Raw genomic sequence first — 24,605 nt, 5'->3', positions numbered from 1 at the left:
ACCGGACGTTTCGGACAGAAGTTGGCGCGATCCGGTGGAACACATGGGCAGAACAGGGGCCGTCGGGCGGGCGGATCTCGTCACGGGATGTTCACGCACAACGGCCCCGGCGGCCCCTGGTGAGGGGCGGCCGGGGCCGGGGTGTGGGTGCGGTGTGGGGCTACTTGTCGGCGGGCGGGGTGTCGCCGGCGCCGGCGGCCGCCGCGATCGTGGCGACGCGGCCTCGGACCGCGAACCAGCCGAGGACCAGGGCGGCGGCGATGGCCGGGAGCAGCATGACCGTGGTGCGGCCCACGCCGCCGTCGCTCCACATCAGGACCAGGACGGTGACGAGGAAGCAGAGGGTGACGATCTGGGTGTACGGGGCCCAGGGCAGGCGGTAGGAGGGGCGGTCCACGAGGCCGGCCTTCGCGCGGCGCCAGAAGAACAGCGAGCAGAGCATGACCATGGCCCAGGTGCCGAGGATGCCGAGGGAGGCCAGGTTGAGGACGATCTCGAACGCCTCGCCGGGCATCCAGTAGTTCAGGCCGACGCCGGCGACGCCGAACGCGGCGGTGAACAGGACGCCGCCGTAGGGGACCTTGCCCTTGTTCATGACGCCGGTGAACTTGGGGGCGGAGCCGGCCAGGGCCATCGAGCGCAGGATGCGGCCGGTGGAGTAGAGGCCGGAGTTGAGGGAGGAGAGGGCGGCGGTGAGGACCACCAGGTTCATGATCCCCGCGGCTCCGGGGACGCCGAGCTTGTCGAAGACGGTGACGAAGGGGCTCTGCTTGTCGGAGTAGGCCGTGTAGGGCAGCAGCAGGGCCAGCAGGACCACGGAGCCGACGTAGAAGATCCCGACCCGCCACATGATCGAGTTGATGGCCTTCGGCATGATCTTCTCGGGGTTCTCGGTCTCGCCGGCGGCGACGCCGCACAGTTCGACGGAGGCGTAGGCGAAGACGACGCCCTGGATGACCAGGAGCATCGGCAGGACGCCGACGGGGAAGAGGCCGCCGTTGTCGGTGATGCTGGACAGGCCGGGGGTGTGGCCGTCGATCTCGTGGCTGGTGGCGACGAGCCAGATGCCCACGATGAGGAAGATCGTCAGGGCGGCGACCTTGACGAGGGAGAACCAGAACTCCATCTCGCCGAAGTACTTCACCGAGATCAGGTTCGCGGTGAGGACCACCGACAGGGCGATCATGGCGAGGATCCACTGCGGGACGTCGCTGAACATGGCCCAGAAGTGGGCGTAGGTGGCGGCGGCGGTGATGTCGGCGACCGTGGTGGTCGACCAGTTCAGGAAGTACAGCCAGCCGGCCGTGTACGCGCCCTTCTCGCCCATGAACTCGCGGGCGTAGGAGACGAAGGCGCCGGAGGAGGGCCGGTAGAGGACCAGCTCGCCCAGGGCGCGGACGACGAAGAAGGCGAAGACGCCGCAGACCGCGTACGCGATGGCCAGGGAGGGGCCGGCGCCGGCGAGCCGGCCGCCGGCGCCGAGGAAGAGGCCGGTGCCGATCGCCCCGCCGATGGCGATCATGTTGATGTGGCGGGGCTTGAGATCCTTGCTGTAGCCCTCGTCGCCCGCGTCCACGTGCCGGGGGGCGCGCGGGGGCGGGGTGGGGGTCGCTTCCTTCGCGAGGGTGCGGTCGCTCATGTACGGACGTCGCCTTCGTGGGTGGGACAAGGCAGGTGGAAGGGCCTGCCGGGCCCCTGGTGGGGATCCGGATCCGGCTCTTCCGGTGGTGTGATCGCACCAATAGACCACGAGCCCCCGCTACCCGCAAAAAACCAGCGTTAACGCCGCAGGCCCTCGACACCCTTCGAATCGGGTGTCGGGGGCCTGCGGAAGCGTGCGAAACAAGGCCGTTGGGACGGTGGTCCCGGGGCCGGGCCGCCGGGTGGATCGGGGGTGGGTCAGGGCGCGGGCGGGGTGTCGGCGGCGGCGCGTTCGAGGCGGAACGCCTCGTTGCCCAGGCCGATGCGGGCGTGGGCCTCGGGGTCGCGGGACTTCTTGACCAGACCGAGGACGAGCCCGGCCAGGGCGGCCAGGAGGATCAGTCCGGGCAGCACCCAGGAGAGGGCCGAGCCCTCGCCGGCGCCGACGAGGACGCCGAAGTCCTTGACGGTGTAGCCGGCGATGACGAGCAGGGCGACGCCGGAGGCGCCGGCGGCGATCAGGCGCCAGACCTGGGCGCCGGCGGTGCCCCGGCGGACGAAGAAGGCGATGACGGCGGCGGAGGCGGCGGCCATGAGGAGGATCACACCGAGGGCGCCGACGCTGCCCATCCACGTGAAGAGGTGCACGACGGGGGTGGTGGGGTCGCCGGCGGGGGCGTCGTCGGTGAGGGCGAAGGCGGCGACGACGAGGACGGAGACGGCGGTCTGGAGCAGGGAGCCGGTGGCGGGGGCGCCGGTGCCGGGGTTGGTGCGGCCGAAGGCGGCGGGCAGCAGGCCCTCGCGGCCCATGGCGAAGGCGTAGCGGGCGACCACGTTGTGGAAGCTGAGCATGGCGGCGACCATGCCGGTCACGAACAGCACGTGCAGCACGTCGGTGAAGACGGTGCCCAGGCGGGACTCGGTGAGGGCGAAGAGCATCTGGGGGCCGGTCTCGCGGGCGGAGTCGACGACCTGGGCGGGGCCGGCGGCCACGGTCAGGGCCCAGGAGCTGATGGCGAAGAAGACCGCGACGAAGGCGATGGCCAGGAACATGACGCGGGAGACGACGATCTGCGGCTTGCTGGTCTCCTCGGCGTAGACCGGGGACTGCTCGAAGCCGACGAAGGCGGCGATGCAGAAGCACAGGGCGGTGCCGAGGCCGGCGCCGGAGAGGGTGGCCGGGTCGAAGGCCGCCAGGGAGACGCCCTCGGGGCCGGGGTCGGCGAAGGCGACCACGTCGAAGACGACGACGAGGACGGTCTCGATGGCCAGGAGCACGCCGAGCACGCGGGCGTTGAGGTCGATCTTGAGCCAGCCGAGGGCTCCGGTGAGGGCCACGCCGGCCAGGGCGGGGATCCACCAGGCCACGGAGAGCCCGAGGTAGGTGTCGAGGAGTCCGGCGACCTCGAAGCCGAGGATGCCGTAGACGCCGACCTGCATGGCGCTGTAGGCGACGAGGGCCACCAGGGAGGCGCTCGCGCCGGCGGTGGGGCCCAGGCCCCGGGCGATGTAGGCGTAGAAGGCGCCGGCGTTGTGCACGTGCCGGCTCATCTCGGCGTAGCCGACGGCGAACAGGGCGAGGATGACGCCGAGGATCACGAAGAGCAGCGGGAGTCCGACGATGCCCATGACGCCGAAGGTCGTCGGCATCACGCCGGCCACCACCATCAGGGGGGCGCTGGCGGCGAGCACCGACAGGAGCAGGCCGGCGGTGCCGAGCCGGCCGGCGCGCAGGGCGCGGTCCTGTCCCTTGTAGGTGCGTATCTCCGGATCGGAGGTGAGCGTGGTGGAGCTGCCCGTCGCCATGGCGGGTCCTGCCTTTCGGGTGCGTGCGCGGTTCTTCGGTGGGCGGGTGCGCGGTGCGGGCGCCGTGGTGCGTGGTGCGTGCGAGGGGGTGGGGCGGTGGTCAGACGGTGCCGAGGGCCGCTTCGCGGGCGGCGAGGAACGCGGCGTGGGCGTCCCGGTCGGGGTAGGACCAGGGGGCGCGGGTGGCGTGCCGGCCGATCCGGTGGAAGAGGGCGGCGGCCTCGGCGGGCCGGCCCTCGCCGAGTTTCGCGTGGGCGAGGAAGTTGAGGTCGACCCGGTTGCGGGGGTGGTCGTCGCGTTCCCATTCGAGCCACCAGTCGAAGGCGCCGCGCAGGATGTGGCGGGCGCGGCGGCCGGACCAGTGGGCGGTGACGTCGGCGCCGGCGGGGTCGGGGTCGGCGCCCAGGACGCGGAAGCGTTCGGCGTGGGCGATGACGGGGAGGACGGCGAGGGGGGAGTCGGCGGGGGCTTCCTCGGCGGCCCAGGCGGCGAAGTCGTAAACCTCGTGGAGCAGGTCGGGGCCGGTGCGGGCGCCGCGTTCGGCGAGGTGGGCGACCATCAGGTGGTGGGCGTGGTGGTGTTCGGGGTGGCGGACGCGGACCTGGTCGAAGTGGCGGCCGAATTCCTCGGAGCTGCCGTGGGCGCGGCTGAGCATCAGGAGGGCGAGCCAGGGGGTGGGGTCGGCGGGGAGCAGGGTCGCGGCGCGCAGGCAGAGGTCGGCGGCGTGTTCGGGGGTGACCCGGGGGCCGCGGGTGCGCAGGGCGCCGTGGACGTCGGCGCAGGCGAGGAGGAGGACGGCGTCGGCGCTGTCGGGTTCGGCGAGGAGCCATTCGCGGGCCCAGACGGCGGCGTTGGGGGTGTCGGCGAGGACGGTGACCCGGTGGCCGCGGCGGTCCCAGTCCTCGCCCGTGGCGGCGAGGAGGGCGCGGGCGGCGGTCCAGCGGCCCTGGGTGAACTGGGCGCGGGTGTCGACGAGGCCCTCGTCGCCGAGGGCGGGGTCGAAGAGCCGGTCGTCCTTCTTGCGCGGGCGGCCCAGGGGCGGGGGCGGCGGGGTCATCCGCGTTGTCCCTCCATGGGCGCGGGCCGGGGGTCGACGAGAGATCCGGGCGGCCGTGATCGGCCGTACGGAGAAGATCACGCACAGCAAACCGGTGGGCACAGCTCCGCGTCAAGTTCGGGGCGGGCAGGCCGGCGCAATTCAACTGGTTTCAGACCGGGGTCAGTTGGCCGGTATGGCGGGGGTTGGGGGGTCGGAATTCGGTGGTTCGCCCGGGCTCGGGCTGCGTACGGTGCGGCCATGACGACTCCTTCCGCCGCTTTCGACGGCCTCGACCTCCCGCCCTTCCAGCTCGGTTTCCCCGGGCCCTTGCGCGATCGCCTGGTGGCGGCGGTGTTGTCCGGGGAGAAGACCACGACCACGGGGCTGTTGGCCCAGTACGAGGTGGAGGGGGAGCCGCTGCCGCGGGTCGGGGACCGGAGTCTGCTGGTCGATTCGGCGGAGCGGCCGGTGGCGGTGGTGGAGATCGTCGCGGCGCGGGTGGTGCCGGTGGCGGAGGTGGACGCGCGGCACGCGGTGGACGAGGGCGAGGGGTACGTGACGGTGGCCGAGTGGCGGCGGACGCACGAGGAGTTCTTCCACTCGGCGGCGATGCGGGAGGCGCTGGGCGATCCCGGGTTCAGGGTGGACGACGCGACCTTGGTGGTCTGCGAGCGGTTCCGGGTGGTGCCGGTCGGGGGGTGAGGGCGGGCCGGACGGTGTCCGGGGCGGGCCGGTGCGGGGTTCCGCGCCGGCCCGTTCCCGTTCCCGTTCCCGTTCCCGTGCCCGCTCAGGCGGTGGCGCGGGCGGCGGCCCGGCCGGCGGCGCGGCCGGAGAAGACGCAGCCGCCGAGGAAGGTGCCCTCCAGGGCCCGGTAGCCGTGCACTCCCCCGCCGCCGAAGCCCGCCGCCTCCCCCGCCGCGTACAGGCCGGGCAGGGGTTCGCCCTCGGGGGTCAGGACCCGGGAGTCGAGGTCCGTCTGAAGCCCGCCGAGGGACTTGCGGGTGAGGATGGAGAGGCGGACGGCGATCAGGGGGCCGGCGGCGGGGTCGAGGATGCGGTGCGGGGCGGCGGTGCGGATGAGTCGGTCGCCGAGGTAGCGGCGGGCCCCGTGGATGGCGGTGACCTGGAGGTCCTTGGTGAAGGGGTTGGCGATCTCGCGGTCGCGGGCGGTGATCTCCTCGCGGACGGCCGCGGGGTCGAGGAGGTCGAGTCCGGTGAGGGCGTTCATCCGGCGGACCAGGCGGTCGAGGTCGCGGTCGACGAGGAAGTCGGCGCCCCGGTCCATGAATGCCTTGACGGGTCCGGGGACGGCCTGGCGGGCGCGGTCGACGACTTGGCGGACGGACCTGCCGGTGAGGTCGGGGTTCTGTTCGGAGCCGGAGAGGCCGAACTCCTTGCCGATGATCCGCTGGTTGAGCACGAACCAGGTGTGGTCGTGGCCGGTGCGCTGGATGTGTTCGAGGGTGCCGAGGGTGTCGAAGCCGGGGAAGAGGGGCACGGGCAGTCGGCGGCCCTCGGCGTCGAGCCAGAGGGAGGAGGGGCCGGGCAGGATGCGGATGCCGTGCTTGTCCCAGATCGGGCTCCAGTTGCCGATGCCCTCGGTGTAGTGCCACATGCGGTCCTGGTTGACGTGGTGGGCGCCGGCGGCCTCGGCGATGCCGAGCATCAGGCCGTCCACGTGGGCGGGGACCCCGGAGAGCAGGCGGTCGGGCGGGGTGCCGAGCCGGGCCGGCCATGCCTTGCGGACGAGGTCGTGGTTGCCGCCGATGCCGCCGGAGGTGACGATCACGGCCTGGGCGCGGTGCGTGAAGGAGCCGACCACCTCGCGGTTGGTGGCGGCGCCGCGTTCGGCGTCGTCGGGGGCGAGGAGGTCGCCGGTGACGGTGTCGAGGACGCCGGCGGTGCGGGCGAGGCCGGTGACGCGGTGGCGGAAGGCGAGCCGGACCAGGCCGCGGGTGACCCCGTCGCGGACGGCGCGGGCGAAGGGTTCGACGATGCCGGGGCCGGTGCCCCAGGTGATGTGGAAGCGGGGCACGGAGTTGCCGTGGCCCCGGGCGTCGTAGCCGCCGCGTTCGGCCCAGCCGACCACGGGGAAGAAGCGGACCCCGCGCGCGTGCAGCCAGGCGCGTTTCTCGCCGGCGGCGAAGTCCACGTACGCCTCGGCCCAGCGGCGTCCCCAGTCGTCCTCGGGCCGGTCGAAGCCGGCGGTGCCGAACCAGTCCTGGAGGGCGAGTTCGCGGCTGTCGCGGATCCGCATCCGGCGCTGTTCGGGCGAGTCCACGAGGAACATGCCGCCGAAGGACCAGTGCGCCTGGCCCCCCAGGGAGGCGCGGGACTCCTGGTCGAGCAGAAGCACCTTGCGGCCGGCGCGGACCAGCTCGGCGGTGGCGACGAGACCGGACAGGCCGGCCCCGATCACGATGACGTCGGCGTCGAATGCCATGGGTGGTGGCCTCCCTCGGTGGTGGGAAGATCCTGACCACGCGGGGGTGACCCGTCAACAGTCCCGGTGCGAAGGGTGGGGAGCGGTGGTGGAGGATCCGGCGGCGGAGGTGCTCGACGTGGTGGACGCGGCGGACCGGGTGACGGGGCGGGCGCCCCGGGGCCGGGTGTACGCGGAGCGGCTGCGGCACCGGTGCGTGTTCGTGTTGGTCCGGGACGGGGCGGGGCAGGTGTTCGTGCACCGGCGGACGGACACCAAGCAGGTGTTCCCGGGGTGCTGGGACCTGTTCGTGGGCGGGGTGGTCGGGGCCGGGGAGGGCTACGACGAGGCGGCGCTGCGGGAGGCCGAGGAGGAGTTGGGGGTGTCGGGCTTGGAGCGGCCGACGCCCCTGTTCCGGTTCCTGTTCGAGGGGGAGGCCGGTTCGTGGTGGTCGGCGGTGTACGAGGTGCGGTGGGAGGGGCCGGTGTCCCCGCAGGAGTCGGAGGTGGCCTGGCACGCGTTCGTGCCGGAGGAGCGGATCGGGGAGTGGTTGCGGGAGCCGGGGCGCTCGTGGGTGCCGGACGGGCTGGAGGCGTACCGGAGGTTGCGGGCGGGCGGGGGTCCGGGGGCGGAGGGGCCGGGTCCGGGGGCCGGCGGTAATTTGGACGGGTGATCGAATTCGCGCGGGACATACGGCTGTGGTGGAGTCCGGGGCGGCTTCGGGACGAGGGCGAGACGCCCGATTACCGCTTCAGTCTGGCTAACGAACGTACGTTCTTGGCCTGGATCCGGACCGCGCTGGCGCTGGTCGGCGGCGGGTTCGCGGTGGACCAGTTCCTGCCCGACCTGCGCTGGGGGGTGCGGGTGGGGGTGGCGCTCGCGCTGCTGGTGGTGGGGGCGGCCTGCGCGCTGCGGGCCGTGAACCACTGGGCGCGGTGCGAGCGGGCCATGCGCCGGCGGGAGGACCTGCCGGTGTCCCGGTTCCCGGTGCTGCTGAGCGTCGGGGTGGGGCTGGTGGCCCTGGCGATGGTGCTGGTGGTGCTGCTGGGCTGGACCCGGGTCCGGTGAGCGAGGAGCGGGACGCCGGGTTGCAGCCGGAGCGGACCCGGTTGGCCTGGCGGCGCACGACGCTGACGGGGGCGGTGACGGCCGTGTTGGCCGTGCGGCAGGCGCTGGGGGCCCCGGAGGCGGCGCGGGCGGCGGCCGGGGCGGGGGCGGTGGTCCTGCTGTGGCTGGTGTTCCTGGCGGTGGCGCACCGGCGGATCCGGGGGCTGGCCGGGGCGCGGCCGACGGGGCTGGGGGTGGGCACGGCGCGGGGCGCGGCGCTGTGCGTGCTGGCCCTGTGCGCGGTGGCCGGCGCGACGATCCTCTGATCGCACGGGCCGGTGTGATCGTCGGGTCGTCCCCCTTTCGGCGGATCGGCGGGCCGCGCTCGCGTCGACGGGCGGGGTGTGACGGGCGCCACTAGCGTGTGCGTCCATGAGCACTCTGCACACCGAGCACACCACGCACGGACACGAGCACGGCGAGAACTGCGGGCACCGGGCGGTGCCGCACGGAGACCACACGGACTACGCCCACGACGGGCACCTGCACCGCGAGCACGCGGGCCACTGGGACGAGTGCGAGCCCTCCGGCCACGTGTCCCACGCGGCGCACGAGCACGCGCACGGGGAGGGCTGCGGGCACGAGAGCGTGCCGCACGGGGACCACGTGGACTACCTGCACGACGGGCACCGGCACGCCGCGCACGAGGGCCACTACGACGACCACTGAGGTCCCCGCCGGCGTGCCCGGCGAACGGGGACGCGGCGGGGCGAACCGGGCGGGGCGCGGGAATCGGCGCGGGTGGATCCGGTCCGGGCTCTGGACGGCATACCGACCGGTCGGCAGGATGAGGGCCGCGCGCCCGCGCCGCCCCGCGTCCCTCGCCCCGGTGGAGGAGTCCCGATGCCCGCTGGTCCCGATCCGTCCCCGTCCGCCGGTCCGGCCGGGCCCGCCGATCCGCGCGGTCTGGACACCGCGCGGCTGCGGTCCTGGCTGGCCGGGGTCCGGCCCGATCTGGCGCCGGGGCCGCTGACCGGCACCCTGATCGAGGGCGGCCGCTCCAACCTCACCTATCTGGTCACCGACGGGACGGCGCGCTGGGTGGTGCGCCGGCCGCCGCTGGGGCACGTGCTGGCCACCGCGCACGACATGCGGCGCGAGCACCGGGTGTTGTCGGCGCTGGGCTCGACGCCGGTACCGGTGCCCGAGCCGGTGGCGCTGTGCGCGGACGAGGAGGTGCTGGGGGCGCCGTTCTACGTGATGGAGCACGTGACGGGGACGGTGTACCGGACGGCCGGGCAGTTGGCCCCGCTGGGGCCGGAGCGGACCCGGGCGGCGGTGCTGGGGCTGGTGGACACGCTGGTGGAGCTGCACGCCGTGGACCCGGCGGCGGTGGGGCTGGCCGATTTCGGGCGGCCGGAGGGCTTCCTGACCCGGCAGCTGGCCCGGTGGGGCAAGCAGCTCGCGGCCTCGCGGGGCCGGGAGCTGCCGGGGATCGACGCGTTGCACGAGGCGCTGGGCCGGCGCGTGCCCCGCTCCCCCGCGCCGACGGTGGTGCACGGCGACTTCCGGCTGGACAACGCGCTGTTGGACCCGGTCGACCAGCGGGTGCGGGCGGTGCTGGACTGGGAGATGTCCACGCTCGGGGACCCGTTGACGGACCTGGGGCTGCTCGTGATGTACGGCACCGACCTGGGGATCGCGGACCTGCCGGTGGCCACGACGGCCGGGGCGGCGGGGCATCCGGACGCGGCGACGCTGGTCGAGCGGTACGCGGCCGGGTCGGGGCGGGACCCGGGGGCGATCGGCTGGTACACGGCGTTCGCCTGGTTCAAGCTCGCGGTGATCCTGGAGGGGATCCACCTGCGGTACACCCTGGGCAAGACGGTGGGTCCGGGGTTCGAGCGGATCGGCGATCTGGTGCCGGTCTTCGTGGAGCACGGCCGCGCGACGCTGGCGGCCCACGATCGAGGGGAAGGCTGAGCACCGTGGATTTCGCGTTCGACGCCCGGACCGTGGAACTGGCCGATCGGCTGCGGGAGTTCCTCGACGAGCACGTGTACCCGGCGGAGCCGGTGGCGGCGGCCCAGCGGGCCGCGCTGGCCGATCCGTGGGGCACCCCGGCCGTCTTCGAGGAGTTGAAGGCCGAGGCCCGCCGCCGGGGCCTGTGGAACCTCTTCCTGCCCGACCCCGAGTGGGGGGCGGGACTGACGAACCTCCAGTACGCGCCGCTGGCCGAACTCACCGGCCGCAGCCCGCACCTGGCGCCCATGGCGACGAACTGCGCGGCCCCCGACACCGGGAACATGGAGGTGTTGGCGCAGTTCGGCAGCGAGGAGCAGCGCAAGCGGTGGCTGGAGCCGCTGTTGGCCGGGGAGATCCGCTCGGCGTTCGCGATGACCGAGCCGGAGGTGGCCTCCTCCGACGCGACGAACGTGCGGACCCGGATCGAGCGCTCGGCGGACGGGTCCTCGTACGCGATCACGGGTCGCAAGTGGTACATCTCCGGGGCGATGAACCCGCGCTGCGAGGTGTTCGTGGTGATGGGCATGACGGACCCGGAGCACCCCGATCCGCGCCGCCGACAGTCGATGGTGCTGGTGCCGCGCGACACCCCGGGGGTGGAGGTGCGGCGGGCCATGACCGTCTACGGATACGCCGACCACGACCACGGCGGGCACGCGGAGGTGGTCTTCGACGGGGCGCGGGTGCCGGCCTCGCACCTGATCGGCGAGGAGGGCTCGGGGTTCGCGATCGCCCAGGCGCGGCTCGGGCCGGGGCGGATCCACCACTGCATGCGGCTGATCGGGATGGCCGAGCGGGCCATCGAGCTGATGTGCCGGCGGGCGACGGAGCGGACCGCGTTCGGCGGGCCGCTCGCGGACCGGGGCGTGGTCGGGAACTGGATCGCGGACGCGCGGGTGAGCGTGGAACAGCTGCGGCTGCTGGTGCTGAAGACGGCCTGGCTGATGGACACGGTCGGCAACCGGGGCGCGCACACCGAGATCCAGGCCATCAAGATCGCGACTCCCCGGGCGGTGGTGGAGATCCTGGATCGGGCGGTGCAGCTGCACGGCGCGGGCGGGGTCTCGCAGGACTTCCCGCTGGCGGAGCTGTGGGCGGCGGCGCGGACCCTCCGGTTGGCGGACGGTCCGGACGAGGTGCACCAGCGTTCGCTGGCCCGGCGCGAGCTGCGGCGGCACGGCGGGGAGCGGGCGGACGGGGGCGCGCGGGGCTGAGCGGGCCGGCGGCGGGGGGGGCGGCGGGGGCTGGTCGGGGCGGGTGTGGGCCGGGTCTGGGCCGGTACGTGGTCCAGACCAGTACAGAAGTCCGATATATTCGGGTATTCCCCCGAATTCGAAAGCTCACATCGCCATGACCAGCTCCACCCTGACCCGTGAGGCCGCCGGCACCGCCGCGCCGGCCCCGACCGCCGCTCCGGCGCCGGCCGCGCTCGCCAACCCCGGCCCGCTCGGCCTGGCGGCGTTCGCGATGACCACCTTCGTGCTGAGCATGTTCAACTCGGGGCTGGTGAGCAACGCCGCCCTCAGCGCCGTCGTGCTGCCGCTGGCCCTGTTCTACGGCGGGCTGGCCCAGTTCGTGGCCGGTCTGATGGAGTTCCGTCGCGGCAACACCTTCGGGACCACCGCGTTCGTGTCCTACGGCGCCTTCTGGATGACCTTCGCGGCGTACGTGAAGTTCGTGGTGCCCGGCCTGCCGGCCGACCAGGCGCACATCGCGACCGGCCTGTTCCTCGTGGGCTGGTTCGTCTTCACCGCGTACATGTCCATCGCGGCCCTCAAGCTGGACCTCGCGCACCGCGCGCTGTTCATCCTGCTCGCCCTGACCTTCCTGTTCCTGGCGCTGGGCGACCTGACCGAGGTCACCGCGCTGGGGAAGACCGGTGGTTTCATGGGCCTGGGCTGCGCCGTGATCGCCTGGTACGTCTCCTGCGCCGGGGTGGCCGAGTCCACCTGGGGCCGCAAGGTGCTCCCGCTCGGCTGAGCCCGCACCCCCTCTTCGCGCGCGGGCCCGTCCTCCTCCCGGAGGGCGGGCCCGCGCGCGTGTCTCAGGGCCGCAGGGCGCGCAACAGCAGGTCGGCGAGGTGCTCGCCGATCTCGCGGGGGGCCAGCGGACCGTCGGGGCGGTACCAGACGGCTAGGTGGTGCACCGAGCCGAAGAAGTGGTCCACGACCAGTTCGGCGGGGGTGACCTCGGCGAAGACCCCGTCGCGCCGGCCCTCCTCCACCAGGGTCCGGAAGCGTTCGTGGTAGCGGCGCCGCTCGGCCCGGACCCGGATCTGCCGGTCGGGGCTGAGCTGGTGCATGGAGCGGAAGAAGATCGTGGCGTCGTCGAGGTGCTCGATGGTGGTGACCACCACGTCGGCGGCGGCGGCCCGGAGCCGGTCGGCCACCGGGTCCCCGGAGTCGGCGATCGCGTCGAGGCGGGCCTGCTGGCGGCGCAGCATCCGGGCGTAGACCTCGTGGAGCAGGTCGTCCTTGGAGTCGAACCAGTGGTACAGCGCGCCCTTGGTGACACCGGCGGCGGCCACGATCTCCTGCACCGAGGTGCGGTCGTAGCCGCGTTCGGCGAACAGGCGGGTGGCCTCGGCGAGCAGCCGGCGGGGCACGGCGGCCGTCCGCGGATCGCCCGCGGCGTCGGCGGGCACGGGGTCGGGGGGCACCGCGTCGGCGGGCGGGGGGTCGGCGGCCGGGGCGTGCGGGTCGGGGGGCACGGGCTCACCTGCCCTTTCACGGGTCGGGCGGGGGGCCGGTCGGCTGTTCTCAGCCACGCTCGCGCAGTTCCCGCCGCAGGATCTTGCCACTGCCGGTGCGCGGAAGGACAGGGACGGACTCGATCCGGCGGGGCCGCTTGTAGGCGGCGAGGCGGTCCGCGCAGTGCGCGAGCAGCTCGGCGACCAGCCCGGCGGGGTCCTCGACCGATCCGCGCGGCACGATCCAGGCGACGACGGTCTCGCCCCGGTAGGGGTCGGGGACGCCGACCACGGCGGCCTCGTGCACCCCGGGGTGGGCGTGCAGCACGTCCTCTACCTCGCGGGGCCAGACCTTGAACCCGGAGGCGTTGATCATGTCCTTCTTGCGGTCGATCACGTACAGCCGGCCCGCCTCGTCCATGAAGCCGATGTCCCCGGTGCGCAGTTCCCCGTCGGGGAACGCCTCGGCGTCGGCCTCGGGGCGGTTCCAGTAGCCGCGGGCGAGCTGGGGGCCGCGCACGGCGATCTCGCCCGGTGCGCCCAGCGGCACCTCCCGGCCGGCGTCGTCGAGGATCCGGATCAGGGTTTCGGCGCCGGGGACCCCGACCGAGAGGGTGCCGCTCGCCGGGTCGACCACGCCCTCGGCGGGGTGGTGCACGGGGACGGAGGCGCAGCCGCCGGTGGTCTCGGTGAGGCCGTAGCCGGGGCGCAGCACGAGGCCGAACTCGGCGCGCAGCCGGGCGGTGAGGGCGGCGGGGACGGGGGCGCCGCCGCAGGAGGTGACGCGGAAGGAGGCGAAGGCGTCCCGGTCGGCCTCGGGGTGGGCGATCAGCGCGAGCCAGGCGGTGGTGGGGCCGATGGTGTAGGCGGGGCGGTGGGCGCGGCAGGCGCGCAGCAGGCGGCCGGCGTCGAATCGGCCGGTGAGGATCAGGGTGCCGGCGTTGATCAGGCAGGCGACGAGTTCGCAGACCAGGCCGGTGATGTGGAACAGGGGCGCGAGGACGAGGTAGCCCGCGCCCTCGGGTATCGGGTGGCCGGCGACCTGGCGGCCGGCGTTGTGGGTGAGGGCGCCGTGCGGGTTGATCGCGCCCTTGGGGGCGCCGGTGGTGCCGGAGGTGTAGCCGAGCAGGGCGGTGTCCTCGGGGCCGGGCGGGGCCGGCAGCGGGGGCAGGGCCTCGGGCCGCGGGTCCTCGGCGAGGGTCCACAGGTCGTGCGCGGCGGTGCCGGGCGGCGCGGACGCCGGGCGGGCGGGGCGCGGGGTGTCCTCGTCGGTGGTGAGCAGCACGCGCACGGGGGTGTCGGCGAGCCCGTCCGCGAGGCCGGCGGCCGGGTCGTCGGCGGCGGTCGGGGTGTGCGCGCGGATCAGGGCGAGGGCGCCGGAGTCGGTGAGCACGTGCCGGAGTTCGGCGGCCCGGTACATGGGGTTGACGGGGACGAGGACGGCGCCGGCCTTCCAGACCGCGAGGGCGGCGAGGACGAGGGCGGGGCCGTTCTGGAGCCGGACCGCGATCCGGGCCCCGTCGCCGAGGCCGAGGGCGAGCAGGTGCCGGGCGAGGGTGTCGGTGCGGGCGTCGAGTTCGGCGTAGGCGAGGGAGCCCGCCTCGTGGACGAGGGCCGGGTGCCGGGGGGCGCGGGCGGCGGCGGCGCGCAGGGCGTGCACGGGGCTCGGCAGGGGGGTGAAGGGGGCCCGCTGGTCCGGGGAGAGGAGCGCGAGCCAGGGCCGCGCCGCGTAGGGCGAGGGGGCGGGCGCGGCGGGGGCGGGGCGGGTCACCGGCGTTCCTCCCAGGCCCGCTGGACGCGGTTCATGCCGCGCAGCCACCTGTCGGGGTCCTCGGCGCGGGCCCGGGCGTACCCGGCGACCTCGGGGTGCGGGAGGATCAGGAAGCGGTCCTCGGCCATGCCCGTGAACACGGCGTCGGCGACGTCCTCGGGGGTGATGGCGGTGGGGGCGAGGACGAGTTCGCCGGCGGTGCCGGAGGCCGTGAGCATGTCGGTGCGCACTCCCTGGGGGCAGACGGCGTGCACCCGCAGGCCGCGGTGGCGGTAGGTGAGGGAGAGCCACTCGGCGTGGGCGAGGGCTCCGTGTTTGGTGACACTGTACGGGGCCGCCCCGATCATGGAGAGCAGTCCGGCGGCCGAGACGGTGGCCACGAAACGGCCGTCCCCGCGCTCCAGCCAGTGCGGCAGGAGGGTGCGGGCGGCGCGCACGTGCGCCATCACGTTGGTCTCCCAGGCCGCCTCCCACACCTCGTCGCCGGCGAAGGCGTCGCCGCCCGCGCCGATCCCGGCGTTGGCGCAGTACACGTCCACCCGGCCGGCGAGGAGGTCGAGGGCGCCGGCGGCCGCGTCGGCGGCGTCCCCGGGCAGGGCCAGGACCCGGGCCTCGGGGTCGGGGCCGCCGGGGCGGGCGGCGAGCGCGGCGGTGATCGCGCCGGCCACGGCCTCGGCCTTGGCGGCGTCGAGGTCGTTGACGACGACGGTGGCTCCCTCGGCGGCGAAGCGGTGCGCGAGGGCGGCGCCGATGCCGCCGCCCGCTCCGGTGACGACGACTCGGGTCCCCTGGTGGCTGTCCACGGCGGTGCTCCTCGGTGGTCTCGGCGCTCTGGGTGGTCTCGCGGCGGGCGGACGAGGCGGAGACTAACCGGTCGGTATGCCTCCGCGTAAGGGTCGGGACGGGGCGACGGGGGGACCCGTGCGCGTGGCGGGCCGCGCGGAAGATCCGATCACCGGACAAGCCGCCTACCGTGACCGGATGGCACGGAGCGAGCGGGTTGTGCGGGACGGGATGTCGCGGCGCGGGTTCCTGGGCGCGGCGGGGGCCGTGGGCGGGTCGGCGGTCGCGGGGGTCGCGGCGGCGGGTCCGGCGGCGGGCGCGGCGGCGGGCGGGCCGGTCCGGGTGGTGACGGGCACGGACCGGCTGGTCGAGGAGGACTTCGCGCGGCTGCGGGGCCGGCGGGTCGGGGTGGTGACGAACGCGACGGGGATCACCTCCGACGCCCGGCACCTGGTGGACGTGCTGCACGCGGCCCAAGGGGTGGACCTGGTGGCCGTGTTCGGGCCCGAGCACGGGTTCCGGGGCACGGCGCAGGCCGGCGGGTCGGAGGGGACGGCGAGGGACCCGGCGACGGGCCTGCCGGTGTACGACACGCACGGGGTGTCCGGTCCGGCGCTGGCCCGGCTGCTGACCTCGGCGGGGATCGAGCTGCTGGTGGTGGACGTGCAGGACGTGGGGGCGCGGTTCTACACCTACGTGTGGACGCTGTACGACTGCCTGCGGGCGGCGGCCTCGGCGGGGGTGGCGGTGCTGGTGCCGGACCGGCCCAATCCGATCGGCGGGCTGCGGGTCTCGGGGCCGGTGCTGGACCCGGCGTACGCGAGTTTCGTGGGCCGGGTGCCGATCGCGCTGTGCCACGGGTTGACGATCGGGGAGTTGGCCCTGTGGTTCCGGGACCGGTGGCTCGCGGCGGAGGGGGTGCGGGTCTCGCTGGAGGTGGTGCGGATGCGGGGGTGGCGGCGGGGCACGCGGTTCGAGGGGACAGGGCTGCCGTGGGTGCCGCCGAGTCCGAACGTGCCGACCCCGCGCACGGCGCTGGTGTACCCGGGGACCTGTCTGTTCGAGGGGACCACCGTGTCGGAGGGGCGGGGCACGACCACCCCGTTCGAGGTGGTGGGGGCGGTGGGGATCGACCGGCGGTGGGCGGAGGCGGCGCAGGGCCTGGGGCTGCCGGGGGTGTGGTTCCGGGAGGCGTGGTTCACCCCGACCTTCTCGAAGTTCCAGGGGAAGGTGTGCGGGGGCGTGCGGGTGTTGGTGCACGATCCGGAGCGCTTCGATCCGGTGCTGGCGGGGGTCGGGCTGTTGGTGACGGCGCGGCGGGTGTGGTCGGGCTTCGCGTGGACCCCGGACCGGTTCGTGGACCGCCTGGCGGGCACGGACGCGCTGCGGTCGCTGGTGGACCGGGGGGCGGATCCGGAGGAGATCACGGGGTCCTGGCGGGCGGGCCTGGAGCGGTTCGCGGCGGAGCGCGCGGGGCGGCTGCTGTACCCGGGGTGAGCCGCGCCCGGCGGGGGTCCGCGCCGAGGTCCGCGCCGGCTCTGGCCGGCCGGGGCCGGCGGCGGGATGCTGCCCGGGTGGGCGTGGCGCGGATCCGAGGGGAGCCGACATGGCGGGTGTGGGCGTGCGACCGTACGCGGAGTTGACCTTCGACGCCGACGGGGACGTGGACCCGGCGTCACGGGCGGCGGTGGCGCGCCTGGACGCCACCGATCTGGTGGTGTTCGCGCACGGGTGGAACAGCGACCGGTCCTCGGCGACCCGCTTGTACGACCGGTTCCTGGCCCCGTTCCCGGCGCTGCTCGGGCCCGGGGTGCGGGTGGGGTACGTGGGAGTGGTGTGGCCGTCGATGCGGTTCTCGGACGAGCCGATCCCCGATCTGGACCCCGTCCGCCCGTCACTGGCCCTGCCGGGGCACGGGGCCGGGCTGGACCCGGCGACCGTGGCGGCGCTGCGGGCGTTCTGGCCGGGCCGGGAGGCGGAGGTGGACCGGCTGGCGGCGCTGCTGGAGGAGCGGCCGGCCGGCCCCGAGGCGGCGGCCGGCTTCGGGGTGGCGGTGGCCCGGCTGTGCGGGGTGGGCACGGGCTCCGGCGGGCCGGCCCTGTTCACGGGTGATCCGCTGCGGGCCTGCCGGGAGTTGGCGGTGGCCCTCGCGGAGGCCGGCGGGTCGGTGGAGGTGCCGGTGGGGTGGGCGGAGGCGGCCGGGGCCGGTCCGCGGGCCGGCGCGCGGACGGCCTTCCTCGCCGACGAACGGCGCGCCCTGTGGCAGGGGGCCCGTGAACTGCTGCGGCAGGCCACCTACTTCGAGATGAAGCGGCGGGCCGGGACCGTGGGCGAACGGGGTCTGGGGCCGCTGCTGGCGGGCCTGGCCGCCGCCCGGCCCGCGTTGCGCGTGCACCTGATCGGGCACAGCTTCGGGGCCCGGCTGTCGGCGTTCGCCCTGCGGGCGGTGCCGCCCGGGGCCCGTTGGGTGCGCTCGCTGACCCTGCTCCAGGGGGCGTTCTCGCACCACGCGTTCTCGACCGCGCTCCCCCACGACCCGGGCGTGGGCGGGGCCCTGGCCGGGTTGCAGGGGCGGGTGGCGGGGCCGGTGGTGGCCTGCCACTCGGCGCACGACACGGCGCTCGGGGTGTTCTACCCCCTGGCCTCGCGGACCTCGGGCGACGAGCGCGGGCTGCTGGGTCTGGGCGAGCGGTGGGGCGCGATCGGGTACGACGGGGTGCGGGCCGTGGCCGGCGCGCCCCGGCTGACCCTGGACCGGGCCCTGGCCTCGGGCCTGCCGCGCGGCGGGTGCGTGAGCGTGGACGCGGCCGCGGTGGTGCGGCGCGGCGGGGCGCCCTCGGGGGCGCACGGGGACATCTGCCATCCCGAGCTGGCCCGGCTGGTCGTGTCGGCCGGGGAGTTGGGGCCCTGACCCCGAGAGGGTCCGCCGTCTCCCGGTCGCCGTCGCCCGGTGGGGCGCGGGTTTTGGCCATGTGCCACCGCCGCGCCTCGTCCGCCCCCACATGCGCCCGCCCCGGACCGGGCATGGTGAGAAGCGGAGTCGATCGTGCGAAGTCGGTCGTGGTGATGCGAGGTGAAGGTGTGATGGCGGGGTTCCGTAGTCTGGCCGGTCAGGTGCGCGACGCGGGGAACGACATGGCGTTGCGGCGCCACTCCCTGCGCCGCTGTCTGGAGAGATTCGCGCCGTACGGACATCGGGCGACGTGGTGGCACCTGTGTGCGCGGCACGGCATCGCGCCCGAGGACCGTGCGGCGGATCCGAATCGGCTGGTGGCGGCGCTGGAGGAGTTGGAGGCGGCCCGGGACGTGTGGTTGGAGTTCGAGCGGGGTTTCGCCGACCGGCGGCGCCGCGAGAAGCACCACGGGGTGCGCCGGCCCGGGGTGCCGGCCTGGTCGGAGGGGTCGGGGGCGTGGGAGCGGGCCTCGGTGGTGCGGTGCGCGGACCCGGGGGTGCGGCCGGACGGGGACCTGGCGGAGGTGATGCGGCGGCTGGTGCGGGCCCTGGAGACGGGAAGCCCCGAGGCGGCCTGTCCGGTGTGCGGGGCCCGGGAGTTGGACCGGCGCTCGGCCGGGTCGGAGCGGCCCGGGTGGGGTGGACCGGTGTGCTCGGGGTGCGGGATCGTGGTGCCCCGGGCGGTGTGGGCCGCCGAGCAGGCCGACCGTTAGCACGGGGGGCGCGGTGTCGGGTGTGGCGGACGTGGCGGGCACGGCGGGCGGCGCGGGGTGGACGGTGGCGTTGAACGGGGCGCGGACGGGGGCGGACGGCGCGGCCGTGCCGCTCTCCCCGGCCGGGCTGGTGTCGGCGGCGGAGGCGGTGCTCGACGTGTTCGCGGCGGCGGGGGCCGTCGGGCCGGGGGCCCCCGTGGCCCTGGAGGTCTCGCCCCGGACCCCGTGCGGGCGGCAGAGTCTGTCGCCCCGGGTGGTGGGGCCGGTGGTGGCGGCCCTGCGGGCCTCGCGGGTCGTGGCGGGGCGGCCCGGGGTCGCCTTGGTGGTGCCGGTGAGCGTGGCGACCGAGCCCGATCCGGGGTCCCGGTTGCGCCGGTTCGGGGGCTGGGAGCAGCTGCCGGACCGGGTGGCGGTGCGTTTCGACGAACCGGGCGCGGCGGCGCTCACGGTGGCGGCGGCCGGCCTCGGGCTCGGGGTGGACGCACACATTCCGCCAATTCCGGGGCGGCGCGCGGACCGTCGGGGACGGAGCGCGCTCGGGCGTGCGCTGGTGTGGGCGGGGCGCGTGCCGGGGGTGCGGATCGTGTGCGAGTGGCCGTCGACCGGCGGGGGCGCGCCGACCGGGCCCGTCACGGCCGCCCGGCGCCCGTGCCCGGACCCGCCGGTGCCCGTGACGGTGTTCGGTCGGGACGGGGCCGCGTGGCCGGCGCTGCGGGCGGCCCTGCGGAGCGGGGCGGGGGCGCGGATCGGGATCGGGGACGTGCTGACGCTGCCGGACGGGAGGCCCGCCCCGGACAGCGCGGCCCTGGTCCGTGCCGCGCTGTTCCCGGGGAGCGACCCGAGGGGGGTCAGAGCCGGGAGCCGGTGAAGCCCCGGCCGCCGATCCGGTCGTCGGGGTTGGACAGCACGCAGGTCTCCAGCGACAGGCAGCCGCAGCCGATGCAGTCGGTGAGGTGGTCGCGCAGCCGGTTCAACCGGTTGATCCGGTCGTCGAGTTCGGTACGCCAGGTCTCCGAGAGCCGCGCCCAGTCCTCGTGGGTGGGGGTGCGCCCGTCGGGCAGGCAGGCCAGGGCCTCGCCGATGGAGGCGAGCGGGATGCCGACGCGTTGGGCGGCCCGCACGAAGGCCACCCGGCGCAGCGCGTCGCGGGAGTAGCGGCGCTGGTTGCCGGTGGTCCGACGGCTGCTGATGAGCCCCTTGGCCTCGTAGAAGTGCAGGGCCGAGACGGCCGCGCCGCTGCGGGCGGCGAGCTGGCCGACGGTGAGTTCTTGGACGTGCTCGGGAATCTGCGGCATCGGGCCGAGGGTAGTCGAGGCGCCCGGGCGGGTCGTTGACAGCCGGCCGACCTGCCGACCATGCTGAGCAAACGCTTGTTCAGCATGGTCGGCGTGCGGGGCCGGGTCGAGGACCCGGGTGCCCCGGCGCACGGGAGTCAGGGGAGCGCGCACATGGCCGTCGAGCCGAGGGTCTTCACGTCCGCCGAGGAGTTGCGCGCCGGGATCGGCGACACGCTCGGGCCCGGCGAGTGGCTGGAGGTGGACCAGAAGCGGATCGACCTGTTCGCCGACGCCACCGGGGACCACCAGTGGATCCACGTGGATCCGGAGCGGGCCGCGACCGGGCCGTTCGGTTCCACCATCGCGCACGGCTACCTCACCCTGGCCCTGCTGCCGAGTCTGGTGCCCCGGATCATGCGAGTGGAGGGGATGCGGATGGGCGTCAACTACGGCGTGGACAAGGTCCGTTTCCCCGCGCCGGTGCCGGTGGGCTCGCGGGTGCGGGCGGTGGCCGAGATCACCGAGGTGACGGAGGTCGGCGGCGGGGTGCAGGTCGCGGCGACGGTGACGGTGGAACGGGAGGGCGGCGAGAAGCCCGTGTGCGTGGCCCGGACCCTGTCGCGCTACTACTTCTGAGCCCCGGCGCCCGGGACCCCCGGGGTGCCCACCATGCGCAGCACGAGGTCGGCGTACAGGTCGCCGACCTCGTCCGGGGTGCGCCGGCCGGCCGCGTCGAACCAGCGGGCCACGTCGATGCACAGGGACAGCACGGCGAGGGTGGTGCCGGACAGGTCGGGCACGTCGAAGGCTCCGGCGGCGACCCCGTCGGCGAGGATGCCCCGGATCACGGCCTCGCTCTCCCGGCGCAGCAGCACGATCTCCGCGCGGTGCTCCGGGTCGAGGGCGTCGAGTTCGTACTGCACCACGCGGGCGGTGGTGTGGTGGGCGGCGTGCCAGCGGACGAAGGAGCGGACCGCGAGGTCGAGCCTGCGCGAGGGGCCGCCCTCGGCCTCGGCGGCGGCCCGCAGGATCCGCAGGGCCTTGTCGTGACCGATCCGGCTGATCCGGTGGAGCAGCTCTTCCTTGGTCTTGTAGTGGATGTAGAGGGCCGCCGGGCTCATGCCGGCGCGGCCGGCGATGTCGCGGGTGGTGGTGGCGTGGTAGCCGCGGGCCGCGAAGGCGTCGACGGCGGCGATCAGCAGCCGCCGGGCCGCGTCCGGGGTGACCTGCTCCCAGGCGGCGCCCTCGGCGAGGGGATCGGGGCCGTGCCCGGCCTTCGGCTCGTCCATCTCCGCCCACCTTCCGACCGGCCCGTGCCCGCGGCGTGCCCGCGTTCGAACCGCACACGATACCGGAGGACTGAGCGGGCGCTTAGGTGACGGACGGGGTGGGTCTCGGGCGGGGTGAGCCTCGGGCGGGGCGGCGGCCGGTCAGCGGGGCGGGGACTGGGGGGCCGGGCCGGGGCCGTGACCCGGACCCTGCTTCGGACCGCCCGGCCGGGGGTGGAAGGGGTCGTAGTCGGTCATGATCTTCTCCATCCGGGCCTGGTCCACCCGGTTCACGATGCCCTCGGCCTCCTGCCGGTCCCGGATCACCTTGGCGAGGGTGAAGGCGGAGGTGGTCAGGTAGAGGACGCCGACGCCGAGGAAGGCGCGGACCCATCCGTCGGCGTCCATGTTCCAGATCCCGAGGGCCACCGCGGCCAGGGCCAGCGCGAAGGAGGCGATGGCCTGGCCGTAATAGGCCCCGGAGTTGCGCGGTGCTGCGGTCGACTCGGTCATGACCGCAGCGTCCCGCGCCGGCGCCCGGCCCGGCATCCGCGCGGGTACTCAGGCCGGGCGCCGACGCTACTCACCGCCCGTCGAAGACCACCAGGGCCCGGCCGCCCCGGCCGCGCGCCATGTCCTCGAACGCGGCCGGGATCCCGTCCAGGTCGATCCGGGAGGTGACCAGCGCCCCGAGGTCGAGCCGACCGGCCCGCACGTACTCGGCGAGGACCGGCAGGTCGCGGGCCGGGTCGCTGTCGCCGTACACGCAACCGGTGAGGGTGCGGGCGAAGTGGAACAGCTCCAGGGCGTGGAACTCCACCCGCTGGTCCTTGCCCCCGATGCCGACGACGGTGGTGCGCCCGCCGCGCCGGGTGGACTCCCAGGCCCGGCGGATCGTGTCCGCGCGGCCCACGCAGTCCACGGCCACGTCCGCGCCCCAGCCCTCGGTCAGGGCCCTGATCTCCTTCGGGGTGGTCTCGGAGGCGGTGACGAACGCGTCCGCGCCGGCCTTCAGCGCCAACTCCTCCTTGGCCGGGGAGAGGTCCACCGCGAGGATCCGGCCCGCGCCGGCGATCCGGGCGGCCTGTATCGCGGCCAGCCCGACCCCGCCCGCGCCGAACACCGCGACCGTCTCCCCGGCCCGCACCCGCGCGTTGTGGTGCACGGCCCCGTGACCGGTGAGGACGGCGCAGCCGAGCAGCGCGGCCTCGACGAGCGGCACCCCCGGCGGGGCGGGCAGCACGCAGCCGGCGGCCACGTCGGTCTCCTCGGCGAACGCGGCCACGTTCAGCCCCGGGTGCAGCTCGGTGCCCGCCGCGTCGTGCGCGTACACCGCGCCGACCCCGGCGAGGGCCCCCTCGCACAGCCACACCTCGCCGATCGCGCAGTGCCGGCAGGTGCCGCAGTTGGGGGCCCAGTTGAGGACCACGGGGTCGCCGGGGGCCACGTGGGTCACCCCCTCCCCCACCGCCAGGACGGTGCCGGAGCCCTCGTGGCCGAGGACGGCGGGGACGGGCACGCGCATGGTGCCGTTCGTCAGGGACAGGTCGGAGTGGCAGACGCCGGCGGCGGCGAGCCGGATCCGGACCCGGCCCGGACCGGGGCTCTCGGGCAGCCGGATCTCGCGGATCTCCAGGGGGGCTCCGACGGCGGGCAGGACGGCGGCACGGACCATCTCGGGTCCTCGTTTCTCGTGCGGGGACGGGGCGGGGTCGGTCACGTCAGTACTGCAACGAGCGGGTCTGGAGGTACTCGCTCAGGCCGTGCGGGCCCAGTTCGCGGCCGACCCCGGACTTCTTGAACCCGCCGAAGGGCGCGATCGGGTTGAAGCGGCCGCCGTTGACGTCGACCTGCCCGGTCTCCAGGCGCCGCGCGAAGGCCGTCGCGGTCTCCGCGTCGGCCGCCCACACCGCGCCGCCGAGCCCGTACTCGCTGTCGTTGGCGAGCCGCAGGGCCTCCTCCTCGTCCGTGTAGGACAGGATCGACAGGACCGGGCCGAAGATCTCCTCGCGGGCGATGGTCATGTCGGGGGTCACGCCGGCGAACACGGTCGGGGCGACCCAGTGACCGCGCGGCAGGGGGGCCTCGGGGCCGCCGGCGACGAGCCGGGCGCCCTCCTTGACCCCGCTCTCGATGTACCCGCGGACCCGGTCCCGCTGTCGGGCGCTGATCACCGGGCCCATCCGGTGGGCCGGATCGGTCGGGTCCCCGACGGTGACGGCGCGCGCGGCCTCGGCGGCCAGGGCCACGGCCTCGTCGAGGTCGTCGACGTGCACGAGCATGCGACTCTGCGCGTTGCAGCTCTGCCCGGCGTTGTTCATGACGTGCTGGACGCCGGCGCGCACGGCCTTGGCGAGGTCCGCTCCCGGCAGAATGACATTGGCCGATTTTCCGCCCAGTTCGAGGGCGACCCGCTTCACGGCCGCGCCGGCCGCGGCCCCGATCGCGCTGCCGACGGCGGAGGAGCCGGTGAAGGAGACCAGGTCCACGCCGGGGTGTTCGACCAGGGCCCGACCGGCCTCGGGACCGCGTCCGGTGACCAGGTTGAACACGCCGGCGGGCAGCCCGATGCCGTCGAGGAGGTCGGCGAGGAGCCGGGCGGTGAAGGGGGTGTTCTCGGCGGGCTTGAGGACGATCGTGCACCCGGCGGCCAGCGCCGGGGCCACCTTGGCCACGACCTGGTGCAGCGGGTAGTTCCACGGGGTGATCGCGCCGACCACGCCCACCGGGACGTGCAGGACGGTGGAGTTGCCCAGGCGTTCCTCGAAGGGGTGGGAGGCGGCGAGGTCGGCGAAGGAGCCGGACACGGCCACGGCCGCGCCGACGTGCACGCGCTGGGAGAACACGGTCGGGGAGCCGAGTTCGGCGGTGATGACGGCGGCGAACTCCTCCGTGCGGGCCACCAGTCGGTCCCGCAGGGCCGTCAGGTACTCGGCGCGGCGCGCGGGCGGGGTCGCCGACCAGGCGGGCAGCGCGGCCCGGGCGGCGGCCACGGCGGCGTCCACGTCCTCGGCGGAGCCGGCCGGGACGGAGCCCAGGACGCTCTCGTCGGCGGGGTTGACCACCTCGATCGCGTCGGTGCCGAGGGCGGGCCGCCACCGGCCGTCGAGGTACAGGTCTCGGTGCTCGCCGAACGGCGGGACGGGTTCGGTGCGGGGGGACGACGCCATG

At 75.2% G+C, this 24,605-nt stretch carries 25 protein-coding genes; 13 read left to right on the top strand and 12 right to left on the bottom strand.

Annotation, left to right across the window (positions count from 1 at the left end; all coding sequences use genetic code 11):
- Window positions 1–160: 160 nt before the first annotated feature.
- From ACN20G_RS22180 to ACN20G_RS22170, 3 genes are all read right to left on the bottom strand, one after another.
- On the bottom strand, window positions 161–1,639 hold the full coding sequence (locus ACN20G_RS22180; RefSeq protein WP_424214557.1) for an amino acid permease: 1,479 nt from the start codon (window positions 1,637–1,639) through the stop codon (window positions 161–163).
- A gap of 260 nt (window positions 1,640–1,899) precedes the next feature.
- Entirely contained in the window at window positions 1,900–3,447 is a 1,548-nt protein-coding gene (locus ACN20G_RS22175) for an APC family permease (RefSeq protein ID WP_424214556.1), read from the bottom strand.
- A gap of 100 nt (window positions 3,448–3,547) precedes the next feature.
- On the bottom strand, window positions 3,548–4,504 hold the full coding sequence (locus tag ACN20G_RS22170; protein WP_424214555.1) for a hypothetical protein: 957 nt from the start codon (window positions 4,502–4,504) through the stop codon (window positions 3,548–3,550).
- 240 nt (window positions 4,505–4,744) lie between these two features.
- Here ACN20G_RS22170 and ACN20G_RS22165 point away from each other — a divergent pair, with 240 nt between their 5' ends.
- Window positions 4,745–5,188, top strand: coding sequence for an ASCH domain-containing protein (locus ACN20G_RS22165; RefSeq protein WP_424214554.1), 444 nt, complete (start codon window positions 4,745–4,747; stop codon window positions 5,186–5,188).
- Between the two features lie 85 nt (window positions 5,189–5,273).
- Here ACN20G_RS22165 and ACN20G_RS22160 read toward each other — a convergent pair whose 3' ends face one another.
- Window positions 5,274–6,929 carry an FAD-binding dehydrogenase gene (locus ACN20G_RS22160; RefSeq protein ID WP_424214553.1) on the bottom strand — a complete coding sequence of 552 codons (1,656 nt, stop codon included), beginning with the start codon at window positions 6,927–6,929 and terminating at the stop codon, window positions 5,274–5,276.
- A gap of 85 nt (window positions 6,930–7,014) precedes the next feature.
- Here ACN20G_RS22160 and ACN20G_RS22155 point away from each other — a divergent pair, with 85 nt between their 5' ends.
- The 7 genes from ACN20G_RS22155 to ACN20G_RS22125 all read left to right on the top strand — a co-directional run bounded on the left by ACN20G_RS22155 (window position 7,015) and on the right by ACN20G_RS22125 (window position 11,960).
- Complete coding sequence (locus ACN20G_RS22155; RefSeq protein WP_424214552.1) at window positions 7,015–7,581, top strand: NUDIX domain-containing protein; 567 nt, start codon at window positions 7,015–7,017, stop codon at window positions 7,579–7,581.
- Entirely contained in the window at window positions 7,578–7,976 is a 399-nt protein-coding gene (locus ACN20G_RS22150) for a YidH family protein (protein WP_424214551.1), read from the top strand. Before ACN20G_RS22155 ends, ACN20G_RS22150 begins: the two co-directional genes overlap by 4 nt.
- Window positions 7,973–8,281 carry a DUF202 domain-containing protein gene (locus ACN20G_RS22145; RefSeq protein WP_424214550.1) on the top strand — a complete coding sequence of 103 codons (309 nt, stop codon included), beginning with the start codon at window positions 7,973–7,975 and terminating at the stop codon, window positions 8,279–8,281. Before ACN20G_RS22150 ends, ACN20G_RS22145 begins: the two co-directional genes overlap by 4 nt.
- A 106-nt stretch (window positions 8,282–8,387) precedes the next feature.
- A complete protein-coding gene (locus ACN20G_RS22140) occupies window positions 8,388–8,684 on the top strand; it encodes a hypothetical protein (RefSeq protein WP_424214549.1) in 297 nt (98 codons plus the stop codon).
- A gap of 174 nt (window positions 8,685–8,858) precedes the next feature.
- On the top strand, window positions 8,859–9,938 hold the full coding sequence (locus ACN20G_RS22135; RefSeq protein WP_424214548.1) for a phosphotransferase family protein: 1,080 nt from the start codon (window positions 8,859–8,861) through the stop codon (window positions 9,936–9,938).
- Window positions 9,939–9,943: 5 nt separating this feature from the next.
- Window positions 9,944–11,194 (top strand): acyl-CoA dehydrogenase family protein, encoded by a 1,251-nt coding sequence (locus tag ACN20G_RS22130; RefSeq protein ID WP_424214547.1) that lies wholly within the window; start codon window positions 9,944–9,946, stop codon window positions 11,192–11,194.
- 136 nt (window positions 11,195–11,330) lie between these two features.
- The gene (locus ACN20G_RS22125) at window positions 11,331–11,960 is read left to right on the top strand and encodes an acetate uptake transporter (protein WP_424214546.1); all 630 of its coding nucleotides are present in this window, start codon (window positions 11,331–11,333) and stop codon (window positions 11,958–11,960) included.
- A 64-nt stretch (window positions 11,961–12,024) separates the two neighbouring features.
- On the opposite strand, the gene ACN20G_RS22120 is transcribed toward ACN20G_RS22125, so the two are convergent.
- The 3 genes from ACN20G_RS22120 to ACN20G_RS22110 form a co-directional block, all read right to left on the bottom strand.
- Entirely contained in the window at window positions 12,025–12,624 is a 600-nt protein-coding gene (locus ACN20G_RS22120) for a TetR/AcrR family transcriptional regulator (RefSeq protein ID WP_424215635.1), read from the bottom strand.
- A gap of 115 nt (window positions 12,625–12,739) precedes the next feature.
- Complete coding sequence (locus ACN20G_RS22115) at window positions 12,740–14,440, bottom strand: class I adenylate-forming enzyme family protein (RefSeq protein ID WP_424214545.1); 1,701 nt, start codon at window positions 14,438–14,440, stop codon at window positions 12,740–12,742.
- Window positions 14,437–15,243: an SDR family NAD(P)-dependent oxidoreductase gene (locus ACN20G_RS22110; RefSeq protein WP_424214544.1), complete on the bottom strand. Its 807-nt coding sequence runs from the start codon at window positions 15,241–15,243 to the stop codon at window positions 14,437–14,439. Before ACN20G_RS22110 ends, ACN20G_RS22115 begins: the two co-directional genes overlap by 4 nt.
- A gap of 178 nt (window positions 15,244–15,421) precedes the next feature.
- On the opposite strand from ACN20G_RS22110, the gene ACN20G_RS22105 reads away from it, so the two are divergent.
- The 4 genes from ACN20G_RS22105 (at window position 15,422) to ACN20G_RS22090 (ending at window position 19,757) form a co-directional block, all read left to right on the top strand.
- Window positions 15,422–16,720, top strand: coding sequence for an exo-beta-N-acetylmuramidase NamZ family protein (locus ACN20G_RS22105; protein ID WP_424214543.1), 1,299 nt, complete (start codon window positions 15,422–15,424; stop codon window positions 16,718–16,720).
- Window positions 16,721–16,829: 109 nt separating this feature from the next.
- Entirely contained in the window at window positions 16,830–18,134 is a 1,305-nt protein-coding gene (locus tag ACN20G_RS22100) for a serine-threonine protein kinase (protein WP_424214542.1), read from the top strand.
- A 173-nt stretch (window positions 18,135–18,307) separates the two neighbouring features.
- Window positions 18,308–18,889, top strand: a complete 582-nt coding sequence (locus ACN20G_RS22095; RefSeq protein WP_424214541.1) for a hypothetical protein — start codon at window positions 18,308–18,310, stop codon at window positions 18,887–18,889.
- Window positions 18,890–18,911: 22 nt separating this feature from the next.
- Window positions 18,912–19,757: a 3-keto-5-aminohexanoate cleavage protein gene (locus tag ACN20G_RS22090; RefSeq protein ID WP_424214540.1), complete on the top strand. Its 846-nt coding sequence runs from the start codon at window positions 18,912–18,914 to the stop codon at window positions 19,755–19,757.
- Here the strand turns inward: ACN20G_RS22090 and soxR are convergent.
- Window positions 19,738–20,184: a redox-sensitive transcriptional activator SoxR gene (gene soxR, locus ACN20G_RS22085; protein WP_424214539.1), complete on the bottom strand. Its 447-nt coding sequence runs from the start codon at window positions 20,182–20,184 to the stop codon at window positions 19,738–19,740. The two genes, ACN20G_RS22090 and soxR, sit on opposite strands and share 20 nt — an antisense overlap.
- Before the next feature lie 153 nt (window positions 20,185–20,337).
- Between soxR and ACN20G_RS22080 the strand changes: the two genes are divergently transcribed.
- Window positions 20,338–20,802 carry a MaoC family dehydratase gene (locus ACN20G_RS22080; RefSeq protein WP_424215634.1) on the top strand — a complete coding sequence of 155 codons (465 nt, stop codon included), beginning with the start codon at window positions 20,338–20,340 and terminating at the stop codon, window positions 20,800–20,802.
- Here the strand turns inward: ACN20G_RS22080 and ACN20G_RS22075 are convergent.
- The 4 genes from ACN20G_RS22075 to ACN20G_RS22060 all read right to left on the bottom strand — a co-directional run bounded on the left by ACN20G_RS22075 (window position 20,793) and on the right by ACN20G_RS22060 (window position 24,604).
- Window positions 20,793–21,455, bottom strand: a complete 663-nt coding sequence (locus tag ACN20G_RS22075) for a TetR/AcrR family transcriptional regulator (protein ID WP_424214538.1) — start codon at window positions 21,453–21,455, stop codon at window positions 20,793–20,795. The genes ACN20G_RS22080 and ACN20G_RS22075 overlap by 10 nt on opposite strands.
- Window positions 21,456–21,596: 141 nt before the next feature.
- Entirely contained in the window at window positions 21,597–21,947 is a 351-nt protein-coding gene (locus ACN20G_RS22070) for a YiaA/YiaB family inner membrane protein (protein WP_424214537.1), read from the bottom strand.
- 70 nt (window positions 21,948–22,017) lie between these two features.
- The gene (locus ACN20G_RS22065; protein ID WP_424215633.1) at window positions 22,018–23,109 is read right to left on the bottom strand and encodes a Zn-dependent alcohol dehydrogenase; all 1,092 of its coding nucleotides are present in this window, start codon (window positions 23,107–23,109) and stop codon (window positions 22,018–22,020) included.
- 46 nt (window positions 23,110–23,155) lie between these two features.
- Window positions 23,156–24,604, bottom strand: a complete 1,449-nt coding sequence (locus ACN20G_RS22060) for an aldehyde dehydrogenase family protein (RefSeq protein ID WP_424214536.1) — start codon at window positions 24,602–24,604, stop codon at window positions 23,156–23,158.
- Window position 24,605: the final 1 nt, after the last annotated feature.

Source organism: Streptomyces dryopteridis, from assembly GCF_049606955.1.
Taxonomy (GTDB): Bacteria; Actinomycetota; Actinomycetes; order Streptomycetales; family Streptomycetaceae; genus Streptomyces.
This window is presented reverse-complemented; position numbering and strand designations above follow the sequence as displayed.

Bases quoted from the DNA above. Each gene is read 5' to 3' on its own strand.
- ACN20G_RS22180 (WP_424214557.1), bottom strand. From the start codon at position 1,639: ATGAGCGACCGCACCCTCGCGAAGGAAGCGACCCCCACCCCGCCCCCG.
- ACN20G_RS22065 (WP_424215633.1), bottom strand. From the start codon at position 23,109: ATGGTCCGTGCCGCCGTCCTGCCCGCCGTCGGAGCCCCCCTGGAGATC.
- ACN20G_RS22140 (WP_424214549.1), top strand. From the start codon at position 8,388: ATGAGCACTCTGCACACCGAGCACACCACGCACGGACACGAGCACGGC.
- ACN20G_RS22175 (WP_424214556.1), bottom strand. From the start codon at position 3,447: ATGGCGACGGGCAGCTCCACCACGCTCACCTCCGATCCGGAGATACGC.
- ACN20G_RS22095 (WP_424214541.1), top strand. From the start codon at position 18,308: ATGGCGGGGTTCCGTAGTCTGGCCGGTCAGGTGCGCGACGCGGGGAAC.
- ACN20G_RS22070 (WP_424214537.1), bottom strand. From the start codon at position 21,947: ATGACCGAGTCGACCGCAGCACCGCGCAACTCCGGGGCCTATTACGGC.
- ACN20G_RS22135 (WP_424214548.1), top strand. From the start codon at position 8,859: ATGCCCGCTGGTCCCGATCCGTCCCCGTCCGCCGGTCCGGCCGGGCCC.
- ACN20G_RS22080 (WP_424215634.1), top strand. From the start codon at position 20,338: ATGGCCGTCGAGCCGAGGGTCTTCACGTCCGCCGAGGAGTTGCGCGCC.
- ACN20G_RS22075 (WP_424214538.1), bottom strand. From the start codon at position 21,455: ATGGACGAGCCGAAGGCCGGGCACGGCCCCGATCCCCTCGCCGAGGGC.
- ACN20G_RS22125 (WP_424214546.1), top strand. From the start codon at position 11,331: ATGACCAGCTCCACCCTGACCCGTGAGGCCGCCGGCACCGCCGCGCCG.
- ACN20G_RS22165 (WP_424214554.1), top strand. From the start codon at position 4,745: ATGACGACTCCTTCCGCCGCTTTCGACGGCCTCGACCTCCCGCCCTTC.
- ACN20G_RS22060 (WP_424214536.1), bottom strand. From the start codon at position 24,604: ATGGCGTCGTCCCCCCGCACCGAACCCGTCCCGCCGTTCGGCGAGCAC.
- ACN20G_RS22170 (WP_424214555.1), bottom strand. From the start codon at position 4,504: ATGACCCCGCCGCCCCCGCCCCTGGGCCGCCCGCGCAAGAAGGACGAC.
- ACN20G_RS22105 (WP_424214543.1), top strand. From the start codon at position 15,422: ATGGCACGGAGCGAGCGGGTTGTGCGGGACGGGATGTCGCGGCGCGGG.
- ACN20G_RS22160 (WP_424214553.1), bottom strand. From the start codon at position 6,929: ATGGCATTCGACGCCGACGTCATCGTGATCGGGGCCGGCCTGTCCGGT.
- soxR (WP_424214539.1), bottom strand. From the start codon at position 20,184: ATGCCGCAGATTCCCGAGCACGTCCAAGAACTCACCGTCGGCCAGCTC.
- ACN20G_RS22100 (WP_424214542.1), top strand. From the start codon at position 16,830: ATGGCGGGTGTGGGCGTGCGACCGTACGCGGAGTTGACCTTCGACGCC.